Here is a 19360-nt window from a genome sequence, read left to right on the forward strand (position 1 = left end):
CGATCATGACTCACGTTCCCGACAATCCCGCCGATCAGCCGACCCGCACCAAGGTTTTCGCGTTCACGCTGATGTGCATTGGCTTCTTCATGGCGACACTCGATATCCAGATCGTCGCATCCTCGTTGCGCGACATCGGCGGTGGATTGTCCGCGAGTCAGGACGAATTGCCGTGGGTGCAGACTTCGTATCTGATCGCGGAGATCATCGTGATTCCGATGTCGGGCTGGCTCACACGTGTGTTCTCGACACGCTGGCTTTTCACGTTCTCCTCGTTCGGCTTCACGGTAACGAGCATGCTGTGCGGGCTCGCATGGGACATCCACTCGATGATCCTGTTTCGCGGTCTGCAAGGCGCACTCGGCGCCGCGATGATTCCGACTGTGTTTACCACGGCATTCGTGCTGTTTCCGGGCAAGCAGCGCCTGATTGCGTCCACGACGATCAGCGCGCTTGCCTCGCTCGCGCCGACCATCGGCCCCGTGATCGGCGGCTGGATCACGTCGCAATGGTCGTGGCACTGGCTGTTCTATCTGAATCTCGTGCCCGGTGTGATCGTTACGCTGATGGTGCCGAAGTATGTGCATATCGACAAAGCCGATCTGTCGTTGCTGAAGAAGGGGGATTACGTCGGCATTCTGCTGATGTCGGGCTTTCTCGGCTGCCTCGAATACGTGCTCGAAGAAGGCCCGCGCAAGAACTGGTTCGGCGACGACGTCATCGTATTGTGCGCGTGGGTCGCGGCAATCTGCGGCTTTCTGTTCGTCGTGCACGCCTTCACGGCGAAAGACCCGATTGTCGATCTGCGCGCGCTCGCGCTGCGCAATTTCGGCATCGGCAGTCTGCTGTCGTTCATTACCGGCATCGGGATTTTCTGCATGGTATTTCTGACGCCGGTCTTTCTCGGGCGCGTGCGCGGTTTCGATTCGTTGCAGATCGGCCTTGCGCTGCTGTCGGTCGGCTGCTTTCAACTGCTCGCGCTGGTCGCCTATTCGATGCTCGCGCGCTTCGTCGATATGCGCATGCTGATGGTGTTCGGGCTCGTACTGTTCGGCATCGGCTGCTATCTGTATGTGCCGTTGACGAGTCAATGGGGCTGGCAGCAACTGCTGATTCCGCAGGCGTTGCGCGGCATCGGCCAGCAGTTCTGCATTCCGCCGATCGTTACGATGGCGCTCGGCGCATTGCCGCCGTCGCGGTTGCGTTCCGCGAGCGGGCTTTTCAATCTGATGCGTAATCTCGGCGGCGCGATCGGCATTGCAGTCAGCAGCACGATGCTGAACGACCGCCTGAACTTCCATTACGAACGTCTCGATGAGCATTTGACCGCGGGCCGTCCGGTGGTCGAGTCGATCCTGCAAAAACAGGCCGAATATCTGTCGGCCGTCGGCGGCGGCGTATTGAATGCAGCGAATGCGGGGCTCGGTGAATTGCACGCGGTACTGATGCGCGAAGCGCTCGTTCTTACTTTCTCCGACGCGTTTCTCGCCGTGTCGCTTTGCTTTGTGGTCGGCTTGCTGAGCGTGCTGTTTTCGCGCCCGTTCGGCAATACCGCGCCGCCGCCCGAAGCCCATTAAGGAGTCGAACATGAAGCGGATGATAATGACGTGGGCAGCGAGCGCGGCATGGCTCGCGCTTGCGGGATGCGCGGTGCAACCGGCCACGCATGCGGATTTGCCGCAGACGGTAGCGACGATCGCGCCGGCTGCGTGGAGCGTCGATGCGCCGCAGGACAGCGTGAGTGCCGATGCCTGGTGGACGCAGTTTGGCGATTCGGTCATGCATCAACTGGTCGAAACGGTGTTGACCGGCAACCTCGACGTGCAGGCTGCAATGGAACGCGTGAAGCAGGCGCAGGATCTCGTCACGCAGGATCGTGCGGCGCTCGTGCCGCAACTGAATGCGAACGCGGGCGCGTCGAGCACGCGCCAGAACACGCCACCGCCGCTCGGCTATGTGCGGCAGGCCGGCTTCGGCGTGGCCGCGAGCTGGACGCCCGATGTGTTCGGCGGCGAACGTCTCGCGGTGCTGGCCTCGCAGGCGCAGGTGTCGGGACGCGAAGCCGCCTTGAACGAGTTGCGGCTCGCGCTTGCGGCGAATACGGCGGCGGCCTATATCGATCTGCGCTGGGCTCAGGCGCAATTGCAGATTCTCGGCGACAACGAAGCGATTCGCAGCCGTGCGCTGAAGCTCACGCAGGAGCGCTTGCATTACGGTCTGTCGACGCAACTCGACGTCGCGCGCGCGCAAAACCAGCTGGAGGATTTGCAGGCGCAGATTCCGCGTATGCAATCGGCGGTGCAGCATCAACTGAGTCTGATCGCCGTGTATTCGGGTCGTACGCCGGAAAGCGTCGACACGCTGCTGCTTGGCGACGCGCGCGAGATTCCGGTGCCCGCGCAAAGCGCGCCGCAGGTGTTGCCGTCCGAGGCGCTGCTGCATCGGCCTGACGTGCGCACCGCGTATGCGCTCGTCGAACAGCGCGCAGCGGAAGTGGGCGTGTCGAAGGCGCAGCGCTATCCGCAGTTCAGGATCAATCTCGCGGATGGGCTGCTTGCTTCGTCATACCTGGGATTGCCGACGCTAACCGACAATCTGTTTAGCGCCGCCCTCAATGCGACGAGCCCGATTTTCAACGCTGGCCGCATTACCGCGAACATCGACGCGAGCGAAAGCCGCATGCGCGAATCGCAACTCGGCTTGCAGCAGACGATGCTGCAGGCGTTGAAGGAAGTCGAGGATAACCGCAGCGATCTCGTGAGCGGCGCGGTACAAGTGCAGCGTCTCGGCGCTGCGCTCGATGCGTCGAATCACGCGCTGCGTTTGTCGACGGAGTTGTACAAGGGCGGTGCGTCGAGCTTTCTCGATGTTCTGGCCGCGCAGGAAGCGTATCTGCGCGACGCGGAATCGCTGAACCAGGCAAGGCGCGAGCATGCGCTTGCGGCGATCGCGTTGTATCGGTCGCTTGGGGGCGGTTGGGGTGAGGGGGAGGCGGTGGCGGCGGTGGATCGGTGATGGGGTTTGATCGCGGGTAGATGGTGCGGCGCTTACTGCATTGCAGTCCCGGCTATATTCGTTCGTCGAAGGCCTGTTGTATCAGGAGATAGACGCGAGCTTACGTTGCGCGTATCGCAGGTTTCTACGCTGTTTCCATCCCAGTGTATGTGAATCACGACGTATGCAAAATGAATATACTGATGGGCATAGTGTTTTATCGGCAGTGGTCAGCATGAATCTGACCGGCAGCAGTCTGGGGCAATTGGCTGCCCAATTTTACAATTCCCGAAGATTATTCGATTGCATTCACATAATCGTCATACGTAAAATCGCGCGAGGTGAACGGATAATCAGATAAAGAGCGTCATGAATGCACAGGATTTAACCGGGGTGATAACAGGCGGCCTGTCGCAGCAGGACCGTCTTCTGAAACTGGATACGCCGGCAGGCAATGACGTACTGCTGCCACATCGGGTAACGGGGCGTTCGCGGATTGGCCGCGATTACCTGTTTATGCTCGACTGCGTTTCCACGTTGGCCGATGTTCAGCTCAAGACGCTGATTGCGCAGGGCATCACGCTGTGGATCCAGCAGACAGACGGTTCGTACCTCCCGCACCACGGCTACGTGCACATGGCGCGCCGACTGGGGAGCGAAGGCAGTCTTACCAGCTATCAATTGGCGTTTTCCTCATGGATGCACTTCCTGCGGTTTCGCCGTGATCAGAAGCACTGGCAGGACAAAAGCGTCGATGCGATCGTCTCAGACGTGTTCAACCAGCACCCGCAGGCGCACGGCATGTACCGCTTCGTGCTGTCGAAGCCGCTGCCCGAGCGCTCGTACTGCCGGCAGGACGACACTGACTGGAACTTCGTGCCCGGCTCCTGGAGTCGGAGGGGCTGTATGGCATATGGCAGCAGGCGGACGACGGCAAATCGCACACGCTGGTAATTACCGATAACCTCCAGACGCTTGCATCACTCTCGCCGGAGAGGGTTGGTTTCTATCGTGCGGGCGTAAACAGCGAGGCCAATGCGTTGATGCAGTGGTCGGGAACGCGGACGTTGCAGTCCGCACTGCTGTCGACGCGCACGTTCGACTACAAGAATCCGCCGACGCCGTTCAATCCGAAGGCCACGACAACTCCGACGATAGCCAACCAGGGCGCGCTGCCTGGGCAAGCCGAAGTCTATGAATACACGGGCGGCTACACCTACTCGAAACAGGAGCGCGGCGACCATCTGTCGAAAATCCGGATGGAGGAATGGGAGTCGCAGGCCAAGCGGTTCCACGGCGTTGGCGGCCTGCGCGCGATCGATGCGGGGCGGCGCTTCACGATCGCGGGCCATCCCTTGCACGACCAGGATGCTGGCGATCAACGCGAGTTTGCGGCCATTGAGGTCGAGTGGACCATCGAGAACAATCTCCCGATCTCCGGACACGAAGCGAATTATCCGCACAGTCTGAGTAACCAGCTGGCGCAGGCGCGAGCCGATGATACCGGCAAGCTGTTCAACGTCGCACACGCAGACGGCTCGACAGGGTTCTACCGGATTTATATCGAAGCACAGCGTACGAGCGTGCCGTACCGCAGCCCGTTCGAACACCGCAAGCCTGAAGCGAAGCTGGAATCGGCGATCGTTGCCGGTCCGCAGGGGCAGGAGGCGTATACCGACGGGCTTAATCGGATCAAGGTGTTGTTCGTGTGGGACCGGCTTAACGAGGGAGATGAGCGAGCATCCTGCTGGGTGCGCGTTGCGCAGTCCGATACAGGCAATGGTTATGGCGGCGTGCACATGCCGCGCGCGGGTGAGGAACTGCTGATCGGCCATATCGGCAACGACATCGACCGGCCGATCGCGCTGCACCGTGTGTACAACGGCGCGGCCAAACCGCAGTGGCACTCGAACGGATTGCTCTCGGGATTCCGCTCAAAGGAGTTCTCGGGCAACGGGTTCAATCAGATAGTGATGGACGACTCAACCGGCCAGAACCGTGTCCAGCTCTACAGTTCCAGCACCAACGCGCAGTTGCACCTCGGCTATCTGATCGATCATACCGGTAACACGCGCGGCAACTTTCTCGGCAGCGGGTTCGATCTGAGTTCGGAGGCATACGGCGCATTGCGTGCGGGCCGAGGTCTGTATGTATCGACACATTCGACGACGAGCCAGCCGCTCGATGCGCGCATGGCCGGCAATCAGCTCACCGGTTCGCAAGGGGTGCTCGAAGCAGCCTCGCGAGCGAGCGAAATGTCACGAGCGGAAAGCCTGAAGGACGGACACGATACGCTGAAGACCTTTACGGAGGCCACCCAGCATAGCGCGACGGGCTCGACAGGCGGTGGGGGCAGTACGGCAGGGGGCGGCACTGGTAATGCGAATGCGTTCTCACAGCCCGTCATGCTGTTCGCCGCCCCTGCAGGCATTGCGCTGTCGACGCAGAAGTCGGCACATGTTGCAACGGATCAGCACATCAATCTGGTGAGCGGCCAGAGCATGCATATTGCGACGGGCAAATCGCTCGTCGCAAGCATCACCAACAAACTGAGCCTATTCGTGCAGAACGCGGGGATAAAGCTGTTCGCGGCGAAGGGGAAGGTCGAGGTGCAGGCACATGCAGACAATGTCGAACTGACCGCGCAGAAGTCGCTGTTGCTGGCCTCGGTGACGGAGAGGGTTCAGGCCGCTGCGCAGCAGGAAATTCTGCTGACGTCCGGGGGCGCATATATTCGCCTCAAGGACGGCAACATCGAGATTCACGCGCCGGGGACGATCGACTTCAAGGGGGCAAACTTCCCGTTCAGCGGGCCGACGCGCATGGATGTGACGAACCCGGCGTTCAAGGATATGCCGACGCGGCAGCTGACGTTGAATACCTTCGCTTCGCCATCTGCGACAAATGTCGCTCCCGCAGGCATGCCGTACAAGCTGTTTGCAGATGGCGCATTGGTCAAGCAGGGCGTGTTCGACAATACAGGCCAGTTGCCGATCGATCACCATGTAACGACGCAGAAGTACACGCTAGAACTGGCGAGTGGTGTCAAGCATGAGATACCGGTGCCGGGCGAGTATCGGGATGCTGTCAATGGGGCACTTGCGAATCAGGGATTCCAGTTTCACGCGAATGGCAGTGCGCCGGATGTGACCTCACCCGGCGATCGCGCCCAGCATCGACAACGTTACAGCGACTTGCTCAATCCGCCATCGGGAGAAGATGCATGACCGGCGCGCCGATCACAACACCGCTTGCACAGAACCGGACATCAACCGCAGATGTATGTTCACCCTGGTTCGTGGACTTTACTGACGAGAACCGGCCCGTCGAGTTTCACCCGCTACCGTGCTCCTACAAGCCGCTAGTAAACGGTGAGGAGGCATTCGGTGCCGTTTACGATGCTATTAATGCAGCGAGATTCAGTGTCGATATCATCTGCTGGGGCTTTCAGCCTTCGATGTATTTCAGGCGTGGTGACCGCGGTGCATCGATGAATATCGGTGATCTGCTTATCACGAAGGGGCTGCAAGGCGTGCGGGTCCGAATTCTGTGCTGGGCGGATTCCCTCGGCATTGCGCAGATGTCCGAGAATTCGACTCCGGGTTTGACCTGGTGGAGGCACCTTTTCACGCAGAACGAGAACAATACGGAGCGGGAATACGATCGGGAGTGGTATCGACATGCGACCGCTCCGGGTGTTGGGCCTCAATGGGAAAACGTCAGAAACCGGCAGGCCGCGGAATTGCGGGCACGGCACACGGCAGGATTGCCGCCTCCTGAGCCAAGCCAGCTGGTAGCATTGCAGGGGCTCCCTGGCATCGAGATGCAGACGCGGGATTTCTCCTTGAAAGATCGATGGGAGATCATGTGGCGGGAATCTCGGTTCCGCGATGACAAAAGCCTCAACGAGGAAGCGGTCACGGTCGGCTTCGGTGGCGAACCGTCACATCACCAGAAAATGGTAATGGTGGACTACGAAGCACCGGAACACGCCGTGGGCTTCGTGATGGGGCACAACACGCTCGACGCTTATTGGGACGATGACAGGCATTCATTTGCCCGGATGCATCCGCGCTTCGGGCGCAATGGCGCGACGCCGAGACAGGACATGTCCGCGTGCGTTACTGGCCCGATTCTCGAACATCTGAATGTGAACTTCTGCCGTGCGTGGCAGCACACTACGAAGGTCGACTTGACCACACCGCGCAAGGCGCTGGCGACGCGACTTGCCGTGCGCCATGAGAGGGGGACACCTCTCATGGCGCAAATTCTACGCACGCAGTCGCAAAAAGCTGAGAATCGCCGGGACATCCGGTCGATGTATAAGCAGGTGACGAACAACGTATCCCGCTTCATATACATCGAGAACCAGTATTTCCGTTGGCCACCGCTGGTCGATCACATCAAGGCTGCCGTCAATAAACAACTGGCTTGGGGGCGTGACACCGGCAAGGATGGAACGGTTTATTTGTTTGTCGTGACCAATTCCAGCGATGACGCGCTGGAGAACGGGCAGGTTTCGACTTATCGCATGATGGAGTCACTTGGACATGCGGATACGATGCCAAATGTGACGAGGGCGGAGCGCGGCGACGCACTGCAAAACCAGCGAAGCACTCTCCAGTCCAAAATTGACGGTATCGACGATAGCGAGCAGACGGTGAGAGTATATGGCACCGGAACAAGCGCACAGAACGCGCCGTTTTTTGCCCAGAGCGAGGCACGTAAGAAAGACCTGCAGAAGAAACTGGATGCCGTGAACAGCAAGATTACCGACAATAACAAAGGGCAGATCATTCCCAGTGATATTCCGGGGTTGAAAACGTTGATCTGCACTCTGGTCGCACCGGACTCCCAGGCGGGAAACTGGATGAATACTTATGTACATAGCAAGATCATGATTATCGACGATGTGTTCCTCACGCATGGCTCGGCAAACGTCAACACACGCAGTATGGAAGTCGACAGTGAATTGAACATTTGCCATGAGCATGGCGATGTAACGAAGACGCTCCGGAAGCGGTTGTGGGCTATTCACACAAGGAACGGCGCTGCCAGTTCTCAAGGCGGGCTGCCGGACTCGGCCGCAAACAATGCTCAGGCTGTCGGTGACAATATTGAGGAGGCGTTCAAGGCGTGGAGTGGGATCGTCACAAGCAACAAAAAACGGATGGACAGCAAGAAACAGGCGCCTTTGGCATCTTTGATCAAGTTTCGAACCGATACGACAAAACGGAGCACGTTGGATTGATCATGCGTAGATCACTCATTGCCTTGTCTATTGTATGTCTGCTATCTGCCTGTTCGAAGAACGAGAATCACATGACCCAGTTGCCTGACGTTAGCGCAGTACGCCTCAAACTTGCCTTTACGTGTACGCACGAAGCCGATCATCTGCCGCTGCTCGATCCCGAATCGGAGAAACTTTTCCAGTACGGGCGATATCTTGAGAAGAAGGATGGGCCGAAGGATTTCAACGATGTGGCGCGCTACTACCGAATTGCAGCCGCGTATGGACACTACAAAGCGAACCACAATCTGCAAATCCTGATTTCGTCAGGATCGGCGTCGTCGCCCGACCCTGAAAAGGAAAGCGTCGATCTGGCTGAGCAGCTTGTCAAGGCAGGCGTGCCAAGTGGCTACTACGACATCGCGCACTATCTGCTAAATGGCTATGGTCTCCAACGAGACGAAGACGCAGCAAGACGCTACATGCGTAAAGCTGCAGACTTGGGAAATCCAGATGCCCAATATTACGTCGCGAATTTACTTAATCCCGCTGACATGGCGCCGGATATCGCACTTCAAATGTTTCGATGTGCATCAGATCAAGGACATGCTGCTGCAGGTAACGATCTCGGTGTGGCATTTCAGCTCGATCGAAAATTTGCCGAAGCAGCTGAGGCTTTCCAAAGTAGTGCGAAGGCGGGTAGTAGTCAGTCGGCGTTTCTGCTTCAGTATGCCTTTGATGCGAAGTCCGGAAAGAATGAACTCTATGCTATCGGCGTTGAGCCTGACGCAGAACGTACTCGCCGCTATGGCTTGATCGGCAAATTCCTCGACAGCAACGATGGTCGTAATCCTAAGGTGCCGGACATCGACAGGATCGTTCCGTTGCCGCCCGCGAAGCTCCCGCCGTGGGACGGTACTTTCCAGTGGCAAAAGGAACAGGACGCAGCAGTACCGCCACAGAAGCCATCCGGCGAACTTATTGACCAACTGGCAAAAGCAAAGCATCTCGATCCGGCAACGGGCCTGCCGCTATCAGGTTTATCGGAAAAGACATCACAGGCAGACGAATCTTCGAACTTCGCAATGACCCGTACGCCTATCGGTACTCTCGCTAGCACGGGCGATATCTGCCCCGAAGATGGTGTGTGGCATGCAAAACTCGAAACAGGTCAGGCGGGAGATGCGCAGCGGCGTTTCCTGAAGGGCGATACGCTACCGTCGCTTGTCGTACGCGAACCGCGCGCGCTTGCGTTCCTCGACCGCATGATGGGCGCGCGTCAGCAAGTCGCAAAAGTAGCATGGGAACTGGTCGCATACATCGATCAGGCGTGATGTTCCAATAACAGGCAAGCAGATTGTGAAGCGATATCTAATCCTGGACGGTGATTACACGACGGCATCCGGAACGGTTCATGCGTCCCCGACTTCCTTGTCATTCGGTAGTCGGCGTGTCGCACACGAAGGCGATGACATTGCCTGTCCCGCCTGCAATTCAACGGGCAGGATCAAATGCGATGGTCCTCGTCTCACGATGCCGGGTCCGGCTGGACGCCGCACAGCACTGAGCGATGATCTATGCATCTGTAAATGCGATCCGCCACCGAAGCTCGTTGCCTCTCAGCAGGCAATGTCTGTCGACGTGTGACCCGGTACGGGTGAATTATTCATACGGTGTGTTTTCGCTGGCGTACATCCCGCTCAGGGTTGTGATCATAAAAGGCAGTGCGCCGGATGTTTGTGCGCCGTCTCAAACATGAAGCATGCCGTGCGAGCAAGGATGCCGCTTAAGCAGACATCCTTGCTCTGCCCAGGAATCAACCGGCCGAACAATAAAATCATCGAAGCGATGCCGACGCTGCATCGCAGCACAAACACCCATGCCCGCGCGGCGAGAAGCGATTCACAATCTTTGCTACATTCCTGCACACGCGCCGTCCGTGCGGCATCGCAGTGTGCGCCAAAGCCGCGGCACATGAGCGGCACCTAAGCACCACGAGCGATGTAATCCGCGCGATCGGGCAGCATGAGCGAAATCTTTCAAGAGGCTAAAGATGCGAATTCTGGTAGTTGGGGCAGGCGCGGTCGGTGGATACTTCGGCGGCCGTCTCGCGGCGGCGGGGCAGGACGTGACTTTTCTCGTGCGCGCGGGCCGTGCCGACAAGCTGCGCAGCGAAGGGCTCGTCATCAGGAGTTCGCGCGGCGACCTCGTGCTGCGCGACGTGCAGACGATTCTCGCCGGCGTCGCGGCCGAACCGTTCGATCTCGTGCTGCTTAGTTGCAAAGCCTATAGCCTCGATGACGCAATCGACTCGTTCGCCCCGCTCGTCGGCGAATCGACGGTGATCCTGCCGATGCTCAACGGCATGCGCCATATCGACGTGCTGACCGCCAGATTCGGCAAGGAACGCGTGCTCGGCGGCCAATGCGTGATTGCCGCGACGCTCGACGCCGCGCAGCAGATCGTGCATCTGAACGACATGCAGGCGGTCACGTTCGGCGAAGTGCCGGGTGGCACGTCCGAGCGCGTGCAGGCGATTGCCGACGCGATGAGCCGCACGAGCTTCGACGTCTCGGTCAGCGACAACATCCTGCTGCGCATGTGGGAAAAGTGGGTGTTCCTGGCCACGCTCGCGGGCAGCACCTGCTTGATGCGCGGTTCCGTCGGCGATATTCTGGCTGCGCCCGACGGCAAGCGGCTGATCGAGAACCTGCTCGGCGAATGCCGCGCGGTGGCCGAGCACAACGGCTTCACGATGGCCGCGGACTTCGACGCGCGCGCGACGCAAACGCTGTTGACGCCCTCGCCGCTGACCGCGTCGATGCTGCGCGACGTCGAAAACCACTCGCACACCGAGGCGGATCACATTCTCGGCGACCTGATCTCGCGCGGCGGCGACGCGCAGAAGGGCGAGCACGGTTTGTCGCTGCTGCGTATCGCCTATAGTCATCTGAAGACGTACGAGACGCGCCAGGCCCGCACTTCCTGACGGGACCCGCGCGGCACGCAAGTGCGGCGCGGCCGCGCCGTCGCAACCAGACGTTCGGAGGTGAAGCATGCCGACTCCCACCGGATCGGTGCCCGCGCTCAGTGCCGCTTCAGCAACCGTGTTCTCGATCGGTATCGTCTTTCTCGGCTACTGGGGCATGTATGAGCCGATCCCCTGGCGCGCGGCCGACGTCGTGGTCGTCGTGTTCGCGCTGCTCGGCTTCGCGTGTCTCGGCCTCGTTCCGTGGATGGCGACGAGTCCCGTCGAGCCCGAAACCAGCGACGCGCGCGTGCGGATCGCGCGGCATCTGTTTCTCGCGGGCGTGAGCGCGATCTGGCTCGCGGTCGCGGTTTCCGTGATCTTCTGAAGCGAACCTCGCCGCCGCGCATAGCGGCGCGGCGCTCGTGGTGCTGGCGACGCGGGTCCGCATTGCGCCGCAAGCCCGGTGAAAACCTCGCCAAAGCATCGGGAAAACACCGCGGCTCTTAACAAAAAATGACGAAAGTGCCCTGATTCAAGGGGTGAAAAGTCCGCGCCGGCTTCCGGCAACCCGTCAAAACCGCGCTCGAAACGAACTGTAACGAGCGTTACGTATGCGTCCCGACGACTCCGCCGAACGCGTTTTAGCCGCTAAAACAGGCACTAAAACGCGTCGCGCAGTCAGCGCCGCGCAACAAACCTTCATCGCAATACATAAAAGTGTCGCGCAAATCGCTTGAGCGCTTGTAGAATCCGGCGTTGAAGCGTGCACATACCGTGTGCGCTTCGTGCAATTCAAATTGACCACAACAGGTAGGAGAAACATGCCGACTTCCGCAAAAAAGGTGGCCAAGAAGGCTGCTGCCCCGGTACCGACCAAGAAGGTTGCTGCAAAGAAAGCCCCTGCGAAGAAAGCCGTCGCAGCCAAGAAGGTCGCCGTGAAGGCGTCTGGCGCACCGTCGCCGATCAAGGACACCTTCACGAAGGCCTCGTTGGCAGCGCACGTTGCTGAACGCGCAGCCGTTGAACCGAAGACCGCCAAGGCCGTGCTGGCCGCGCTCGAAGACACGATCCTCGGCTCGGTGCACAAGAAGGGCGCTGGCGAATTCACGCTGTCGGGTCTGTTGAAGATCGTCGTACAGGCTGTGCCGGCGAAGAAGAAGCGCTTCGGCAAAGACCCGTTCACGGGCGAAGAGCGCTGGTTCCCGGCCAAGCCGGCTAGCGTGCGCATCAAGGCACGCGCGCTGAAGAAGCTGAAGGACGCAGCGGCAGCCTGAAGCTTAAGTGCTGCGGGCGCTTTCCGGCGTCGAGGTTTAAGCAGTCAGGCCCGACGTTCGAGCGCGCTTCGAGTACTTGCAGGCAGGTAGTCCGAATCCCCGTGGATGCGAATCCACGGGGATTTTTTTATGCGCACGCTACGTAGTGAACACGCAAGACACTATCGTGCGCGCCATAGTGCGCACCCTGATAGCGTGCTCGCACTGTGGTGGCGCATCATGATCCACGGCAGTACGATAGCAGCGACGCGATGCCATCGCGATGCGCCGTTAGCGTGCATGCAGGCATGCTTCGGCGCGGTAAATCCAATGGCATAACGCTTGCTTGATCGAGTATCGAGTACCGAATGCGCAGCGCATTCGCCTTCTATCCGACAACAAGAGTGGGGCTGAGATGCGATGCTATGACGAGATGCGCCATCAGGACGATGGCGTACGGCCGCATTACGCGCGCTTCGAGCGCTGGCTGGCGCGGCAGGGCGACGAGGCGATCGCGCGCAAGCGTGCCGAAGCCGACCTGCTGTTCCGGCGCGTCGGCATCACCTTCGCGGTGAACGGCGATCTGTCCGGTACGGAGCGGCTGATTCCGTTCGATCTGATCCCGCGCATCATTCCGCGCGGCGAATGGCAGACGCTCGAAGCCGGCTTGCGTCAGCGCGTGCAGGCGCTCAACCTGTTCATCCACGACGTCTATCACGATCGCAACATCGTGCGCGCGGGCATCGTGCCGGCCGAGCAGGTCTATACCAATGCGCAGTATCGTCCGGAGATGCAGGGCGTCGACGTGCCGCTCGGTGTTTACGCGCATATCGCCGGCGTCGATGTGGTGCGTGCCGGCGACGAAGGCGAGTTCTACGTGCTCGAAGACAATCTGCGGGTGCCGTCGGGCGTTTCCTATATGCTCGAAAACCGCAAGATGATGATGCGGCTGTTTCCCGAGCTGTTCGTGCAGAACCGCATCGCGCCGGTCGCGCACTATCCCGATCTGCTGCTCGACACGTTGCGCTCGGTGGCGCCCGAAGGTGTCGACGAGCCGGTCGTCGTCGTGCTCACGCCGGGCATGTACAACTCCGCCTATTTCGAACATACGTTTCTCGCGCAGCAGATGGGCGTCGAACTCGTCGAGGGCAAGGATCTCTTCGTCGACGACAACTACGTGTTCATGCGCACGACGCAGGGGCCGAAGCGCGTCGACGTGATCTACCGGCGCGTCGACGACGACTTTCTCGATCCGCTCGCGTTTCGCCCCGATTCGGTGCTCGGCGTGCCGGGTCTCCTGAACGCGTATCGCGCGGGCCGCGTCGCGCTCGCGAACGCGATGGGCACCGGCATCGCCGACGACAAATCGATCTACCCCTACGTGCCCGAGATGATCGGGTTCTACCTCGGCGAGAAGCCGATCCTCAACAACGTGCCGACGTTCCAGTGCCGCAAGCCCGACGATCTGGCCTACACGCTCGCGCATCTGCCCGAACTCGTGGTGAAGGAAGTGCACGGCGCGGGCGGCTACGGGATGCTGGTCGGCCCCGCCTCGACGCATGCCGAAGTCGAGGCGTTCCGCGAGCGTCTGATCGCGCGGCCGGCCGGCTATATCGCACAGCCCACGCTTGCGCTGTCCGCCTGTCCGACCTTCGTCGAAGCGGGCATCGCGCCGCGCCATATCGACCTGCGGCCCTTCGTGCTGTCCGGCAAGACCACCACGATGGTGGCGGGCGGTCTCACGCGCGTCGCGTTGCAGGAGGGCTCGCTCGTCGTCAATTCTTCGCAGGGAGGCGGGACCAAAGATACGTGGATGGTCGACTGACGCGGCTGCCGTCGTGCCCGTTTATGCCTTGTATCAAGGCCTGAAACGGCGCCGCGCATGCAGCCCGACGCACCGGTAGCGGTACGCAGCGCGCCGCCGGCGCTTACGGATAACCAGCGCGGACCTTCGCTGCTGACGAAGGCCCCGCGTAATCAGCTCTCAGATATGGAACGCCGTCATGCTTAGCCGAACCGCCGATCACCTTTTCTGGATGGCCCGCTATATGGAGCGCGCGGAGAACACCGCCCGCATGCTCGATATCAACCTGAAGGCGCAGCTTTTGCCGCAAACGCCCGAACAGGAGGCCCGCGCGCAGCGTTCGGTGCTGCGCATCTCCGAACTCGAAAGCGTCTTCGCGCAACGCCACGAGGAAGCGACGCGCGAGCACGTGCTCGACTTCATGATTGCCGATGCGGGCAATCTGTCGAGTATTCATTCGTGCCTGCAGGCCGCGCGCGAAAACGCGCGAGCCGTGCGCGGCACGCTCACGACCGAATGGTGGGAGACCATCAACGATACGTGGCTCGAATTCAGCGAGCGGCTTTCGAGCGGCCAGGCCGCGAGCAATCCGGGCGCGCTGTTCGAATGGGTCAAGTTCCGCTCGCATCTGTCGCGCGGCGTGACGATTGGCACCGCGCTGCAGGACGACGCGTTCTTCTTCACGCAGCTCGGCACGTATCTGGAGCGTGCCGACAACACCGCGCGGATTCTCGACGTGCGTTTTGCCAACGTCGAGCCGAATTCGCGCGACGCCGCGCGCCAGCTCGAAGACTTCTATTACTGGACTTCGATCCTCAGTTCGGTATCGGCGCTCGAAATCTATCGCAAGGTGTATCGCGACGTCGTGACGCCCGCGCGCGTGGTCGAACTGATGATCCTGAACCAGCAGATGCCGCGCTCGCTGCTCGCTTCGCTCGACGGCGTCTGTTCGAATCTCGCGATGCTGCGCACCTCGGGCTCGAACCTGTGCGAACGTTTTGCCGGCAAGCTGCGTGCCGAGTTGCTGTATGCCGACATCCGGCAGATTTTCGAAACCGGCCTGCACGCTTATCTGACGCAGTTCCTCGCGCGCGTATTCGAGCTCGGCAATCTGGTGGCACGTACCTATCTGATGCTGCCGGTCGCCTGACGGAGTTTTCCCATGTACCTGACGATCCGCCACGACACGTCCTATCGCTACGAAGCGACGGTTCATTATTCGATCCAGCAGCTGCGCCTTACGCCCGCGAGCGGCGCCTCGCAGACCGTGCGGCGCTGGAGCATCGACGCGCCCGGCAAGCTCGACGCCGCGCTCGACGCGTACGGCAACGTGCTGCATACGCTGGTCATCAACAAGCCGCACAGCGAGATTCATTTGCGCGTGACGGGCGAGGTGGAAACGGTGCCGCTCGCCGACGGCGTGCTGCGCGATCCGCCCGGCCCGATTCCGCTCGAACATTTCACCTGCGCGACGCGCCTGACCGAAGCCGATGCGGCGATCCGCGAACTCGCGGCGACGGTGCCGGGTCTCGCGAGTCCGGCGGGGCTGATCGCGCTGTCCGGGCAGATCGTCGAGCGCGTGAAATACCGCGCCGGCATTACCGAGGTCAGCAGCACGGCCGCCGAAGCGCTGGCGCTCGGCAACGGCGTATGCCAGGACCACGCGCATCTGATGCTCGCATGCTGCCGCGCGCGCGGCGTGCCGGCGCGTTACGTGAGCGGCTATATCGAGCCCGGCGACGTGCCGCATTCGGCGAGTCATGCATGGGTCGACGTGTGGCTCGACGGCACGGGCTGGGTTTCCATCGACGTCACGCATGCCGCGTTTGCGAGCGAGCGCTACTGCCGGCTCGCGGTCGCGCGCGATTACGAAGCGGCGGCCCCGGTGCGCGGCCGGCGTATCGGCGGACTCGAAGAGAAGCTCGATGTGTCGGTGACGGTCAGCGCGCAGATGGCGCAGTGATTGCAATCTCGTGGAGTTTCGGTGACGAACCGGCGTATCGCTGCACGCGTGAAGACGGGGTTCGCGTGCACGTCGGTTGTTCGTTCATCGTGCCTGCACGTCGCTGACAGTTTTTCGTCAGCGAGATGCAAAAAGGCTGTCAACACCGATAAGAGGTACATCGGCGCCGCATTACAATAGCGCCGTTCAGTTGCCTCTTGCGGATTCCTCATGACCTATTGCGTAGCGATGGCCGTCAACGATGGCCTCGTGTTTCTGTCGGACACGCGCACCAATGCGGGTGTCGATCACATCAGCACCGCCCGCAAGATGTCGGTGTTCGAGCAACCCGGCGAACGTTTGCTCGTGCTGCTCGGCGCCGGCAATCTGTCGCTCACGCAGGCGGTGCTGCACGAACTGTCCGAGCCCGCCGATGCCGGCGATGCCGCGCAGCCCACGCTCTGGAACGCGCCGACGATGGCCGATGCGGCGCGCGTGGTCGGCCATGCGGTGCGTCGCGTGCATCAGCGCGAGGCCGACGCGTTGCAGAAGTTCGGTGTGGACTTCAATTGCAGCTTCATTCTCGGCGGGCAGATCGCGGGTAGCCGCATGCGTCTTTTCATGATCTACGCGGCCGGCAATTTCATCGAAGCATCGGCTGTGAATCCGTATTTCCAGATCGGCGAGGCGAAGTACGGCAAGCCGATCATCGACCGTGTGCTGACGCCGTCCACGCCGCTCGGCGAAGCCGCGAAGTCCGCGCTGATCTCGATGGACTCGACGCTGCGCTCGAACCTGTCGGTCGGTCTGCCGCTCGATCTGCTCGTCTACGAAAAGGACGCGCTGCGCGTGACGCGCTTCGTGTCGATCGACCGCGACAACGCGTACTTCGACATGATTCACCGCACGTGGGGCGAGCGGCTGCGTCAGGTGTTCGCCGAGATTCCCGACCCGGACTGGCAGGACTCGCTCGGCGCGCCGGCGGCGCAATCGGAGCAGGCGCTCGTGCGGTATCGCGCGCCCGTCGGCGCGGACGGCATCGGGCACGAAAGCGAGGCGACGCCCGCGCAGACGCTCGCGCAGGCCGAGCGAGGCAAGTCGCAGCGGCGCTAGGTCCGCCTGATCTCGGGACGAAAAAAAGCCAGCCATCGGCATCGCCTTTGGCTGGCTTTCGTTTTCGGGTACGCGGCTCGCGCGCCGCGTACCGAATCCGTTAGAAGTCCAATCAGAACTTGTGACGGATACCGACGCTGACCATGACCTGGTTGTCGGTGCTCGACTGGTTGCCGTACGAGCCGATCGACGCCGTTGCCGCCACGAGGCCGCCGGTGGCCGGATCGCGCTGGTCGCCGCTCGCATGTTGCCATGCGGCGACCGTGTACAGGTCGGTGCGCTTCGACAGCGCGTAGCTGCCGCCGAGCGAAACCTGGTTGTACGTCGCGGTTGCGTCGCCGGTGCCGCGCGTGTACGCGTAGCCGATACCGAGCAGCGCTGCCGGCGTGACCTGGTAGCCGAGGTAAGCGCGGCCGACGTTGAACTTCTGCGTCGTCTGGAAGCCCGAGTTCGCGTCCGGCTTGTATTGCGCGTTGCTGTAGCTCAGGTTGGCCGTGAACGGACCCGTCACGTACTGCACGGCTGCCGAAGCGATGCCGATTGCCTTCGAGAACGCGTAGGCGCTGTTGATGCCGGCGTTATCCGGGAAAGCGGAGTCGAACGTGCCGCCTGCCGTGCCTGCCCAGCCGCCTGCCGCGGTACGCGAAGCGAGCGAGTTGGCGTTGCTGGCATGCAGGTAGCCGGCCGCGACGCTGAACGGACCCGTTGCATAGGTTGCCGCGCCCGACCACGTCTGGCCCGAACCCGTCGAACCCGCGACGCCGCCCAGTGCGTACATGCCTTCGATCTGGAAGCCGCTCCATACCGGCGAGACGTACTTGACCGAATTGTTCACGCGGAAGCTGTTGTCGTTGTTGTCGACGTCACCCGGCGTCGCGAACGTGCTGCCGAAGTAGCCGTCACCCGTGAGCGGCTGGATCATGTCGACCAGCGGGTCGTACTGACGGCCGGCCGTCAGCGTGCCCCAGTTGTCGCCCGACAGACCGACGAAAGACTGGCGATTGAAAATCGTGCCGCTCGACGACAGTGCGCCGGTGTTCACATCAAAGCCGTTTTCCAACTGGAAGATTGCCTTCAGGCCGCCGCCGAGGTCTTCCGAGCCTTTCAGGCCAAAACGGCTACCTTGCAGATTGCCCTGGAACAGCTTGACCACGCTGCCGCCGTGCGGCGTTGCGTTGTTCACGTATTGGACCGATTCATCGATCAGGCCATAAAGAGTCACGCTGCTTTGAGCGTGAGCCATTCCGGTGACGCCGAGCAGCGTCAGCGAGAGAGTCGACAGTGCGATTCGTTTCATCCAAATTCTCCACGCAGATGATTGTTCGTTGTTGCGGAAAGCAGAATAGCTCACGGGTCCAATCGGTAAGAACAGGAAAAAAAAGAATGTCGTAAAAAGCTGACAAACGACCTAAATCCTTGTATTTAAAGCCTGTCAACGATTATTTCTATTTGCGAAATATTTATTGGATAAATAAGCATTATTGTTGATTTGTCGATAGTGACAATGTGAATAAATCCATATATTGAACTGAATTGCAGGTGAAATGTAATCTAGTCGTCTACACGTCCAGTCGATTTTGTAGCGAAAGCGTAAAAACGGCCGTGAGGGCGGCGACCCGATGATCTGGACAGAAATGGCCGGTTGTGCGCAGGCGCAACCTTTCGCGAAGCGAGGGGTGCAACCTCGGGCGAGTGATGCGCGTTTCGCGATGCGGGGCCGGGGGACGATTTCGCGTGGGCGGGTGGAGGCGGAGCAGAATGACCGGTTCGGTGCGGGCCGGCGCGTTCCAGGCGATGACGCTTCAGTTCGGCATCCGTCGGCCCGGCGGCATCGCGGGCCGGTTCAGCGTTTGCCCGTGCCTGTGTCCGTGCCCGTGCCGCGGCGCGTGACCGCCGCTGCCGCGAGGCCGGCCGCCGCGGCGAGTAGCACGGAGGTCCACGGGTTGCGCCGGACGTAGCGATCGGCGGCCTTGGCCTGGCGGTGGGCTTCGACGAGCGCGCCGGCGGCCATGCGGGTGGCGTGCGCCTCGGTCTCGAGCAGCTTGCGGCCGAG

General features: G+C 60.9%; 14 protein-coding genes and 2 pseudogenes. 13 read left to right on the plus strand and 3 right to left on the minus strand.

What is annotated here, in order from left to right:
• The first annotated feature begins 5 nt into the window (after positions 1–5).
• The 6 genes and pseudogenes from F3J20_RS03800 (at position 6) to F3J20_RS03825 (ending at position 9871) form a co-directional block, all read left to right on the plus strand.
• Positions 6–1577 (plus strand): DHA2 family efflux MFS transporter permease subunit, encoded by a 1572-nt coding sequence (locus tag F3J20_RS03800; RefSeq protein WP_167044530.1) that lies wholly within the window; start codon positions 6–8, stop codon positions 1575–1577.
• A 10-nt stretch (positions 1578–1587) separates the two neighbouring features.
• Positions 1588–3015, plus strand: a complete 1428-nt coding sequence (locus F3J20_RS03805) for an efflux transporter outer membrane subunit (protein WP_167282021.1) — start codon at positions 1588–1590, stop codon at positions 3013–3015.
• 348 nt (positions 3016–3363) lie between these two features.
• Positions 3364–6221: pseudogene (locus F3J20_RS03810) on the plus strand (type VI secretion system Vgr family protein).
• Positions 6218–8245 (plus strand): phospholipase D-like domain-containing protein, encoded by a 2028-nt coding sequence (locus F3J20_RS03815; protein WP_167282023.1) that lies wholly within the window; start codon positions 6218–6220, stop codon positions 8243–8245. Before F3J20_RS03810 ends, F3J20_RS03815 begins: the two are co-directional and overlap by 4 nt.
• Before the next feature lie 71 nt (positions 8246–8316).
• A complete protein-coding gene (locus F3J20_RS03820; protein WP_167282025.1) occupies positions 8317–9558 on the plus strand; it encodes a sel1 repeat family protein in 1242 nt (413 codons plus the stop codon).
• Between the two features lie 25 nt (positions 9559–9583).
• On the plus strand, positions 9584–9871 hold the full coding sequence (locus tag F3J20_RS03825; RefSeq protein ID WP_167282027.1) for a PAAR domain-containing protein: 288 nt from the start codon (positions 9584–9586) through the stop codon (positions 9869–9871).
• Positions 9872–9936: 65 nt separating this feature from the next.
• Here the strand turns inward: F3J20_RS03825 and F3J20_RS03830 are convergent, their stop codons facing one another.
• Positions 9937–10200 carry a hypothetical protein gene (locus tag F3J20_RS03830; protein WP_167282029.1) on the minus strand — a complete coding sequence of 88 codons (264 nt, stop codon included), beginning with the start codon at positions 10198–10200 and terminating at the stop codon, positions 9937–9939.
• A 77-nt stretch (positions 10201–10277) separates the two neighbouring features.
• Between F3J20_RS03830 and panE the strand changes: the two genes are divergently transcribed.
• The 7 genes from panE (at position 10278) to F3J20_RS03865 (ending at position 17307) form a co-directional block, all read left to right on the plus strand.
• A complete protein-coding gene (gene panE, locus F3J20_RS03835; protein ID WP_167282031.1) occupies positions 10278–11213 on the plus strand; it encodes a 2-dehydropantoate 2-reductase in 936 nt (311 codons plus the stop codon).
• Positions 11214–11280: 67 nt separating this feature from the next.
• Positions 11281–11580: a hypothetical protein gene (locus F3J20_RS03840; RefSeq protein ID WP_167044513.1), complete on the plus strand. Its 300-nt coding sequence runs from the start codon at positions 11281–11283 to the stop codon at positions 11578–11580.
• Positions 11581–12016: 436 nt separating this feature from the next.
• Positions 12017–12469 (plus strand): HU family DNA-binding protein, encoded by a 453-nt coding sequence (locus tag F3J20_RS03845; RefSeq protein ID WP_167044883.1) that lies wholly within the window; start codon positions 12017–12019, stop codon positions 12467–12469.
• A gap of 394 nt (positions 12470–12863) precedes the next feature.
• Positions 12864–14273, plus strand: coding sequence for a circularly permuted type 2 ATP-grasp protein (locus tag F3J20_RS03850; RefSeq protein WP_167282033.1), 1410 nt, complete (start codon positions 12864–12866; stop codon positions 14271–14273).
• A gap of 178 nt (positions 14274–14451) precedes the next feature.
• Positions 14452–15402 carry an alpha-E domain-containing protein gene (locus F3J20_RS03855; RefSeq protein ID WP_167282035.1) on the plus strand — a complete coding sequence of 317 codons (951 nt, stop codon included), beginning with the start codon at positions 14452–14454 and terminating at the stop codon, positions 15400–15402.
• Positions 15403–15414: 12 nt separating this feature from the next.
• Positions 15415–16215: a transglutaminase family protein gene (locus F3J20_RS03860; protein WP_167044506.1), complete on the plus strand. Its 801-nt coding sequence runs from the start codon at positions 15415–15417 to the stop codon at positions 16213–16215.
• Between the two features lie 210 nt (positions 16216–16425).
• Positions 16426–17307 (plus strand): proteasome-type protease, encoded by an 882-nt coding sequence (locus F3J20_RS03865; protein ID WP_167282037.1) that lies wholly within the window; start codon positions 16426–16428, stop codon positions 17305–17307.
• A gap of 112 nt (positions 17308–17419) precedes the next feature.
• On the opposite strand, the gene F3J20_RS03870 is transcribed toward F3J20_RS03865, so the two are convergent.
• Positions 17420–18604: a porin gene (locus tag F3J20_RS03870; protein WP_167044500.1), complete on the minus strand. Its 1185-nt coding sequence runs from the start codon at positions 18602–18604 to the stop codon at positions 17420–17422.
• Positions 18605–19150: 546 nt separating this feature from the next.
• A pseudogene (locus F3J20_RS03875) lies at positions 19151–19360 on the minus strand (hypothetical protein); the annotation flags it as partial.

Origin of the sequence: Paraburkholderia sp. Cy-641 (genome assembly GCF_011752945.1) — a bacterium.
GTDB lineage: Bacteria > Pseudomonadota > Gammaproteobacteria > Burkholderiales > Burkholderiaceae > Paraburkholderia.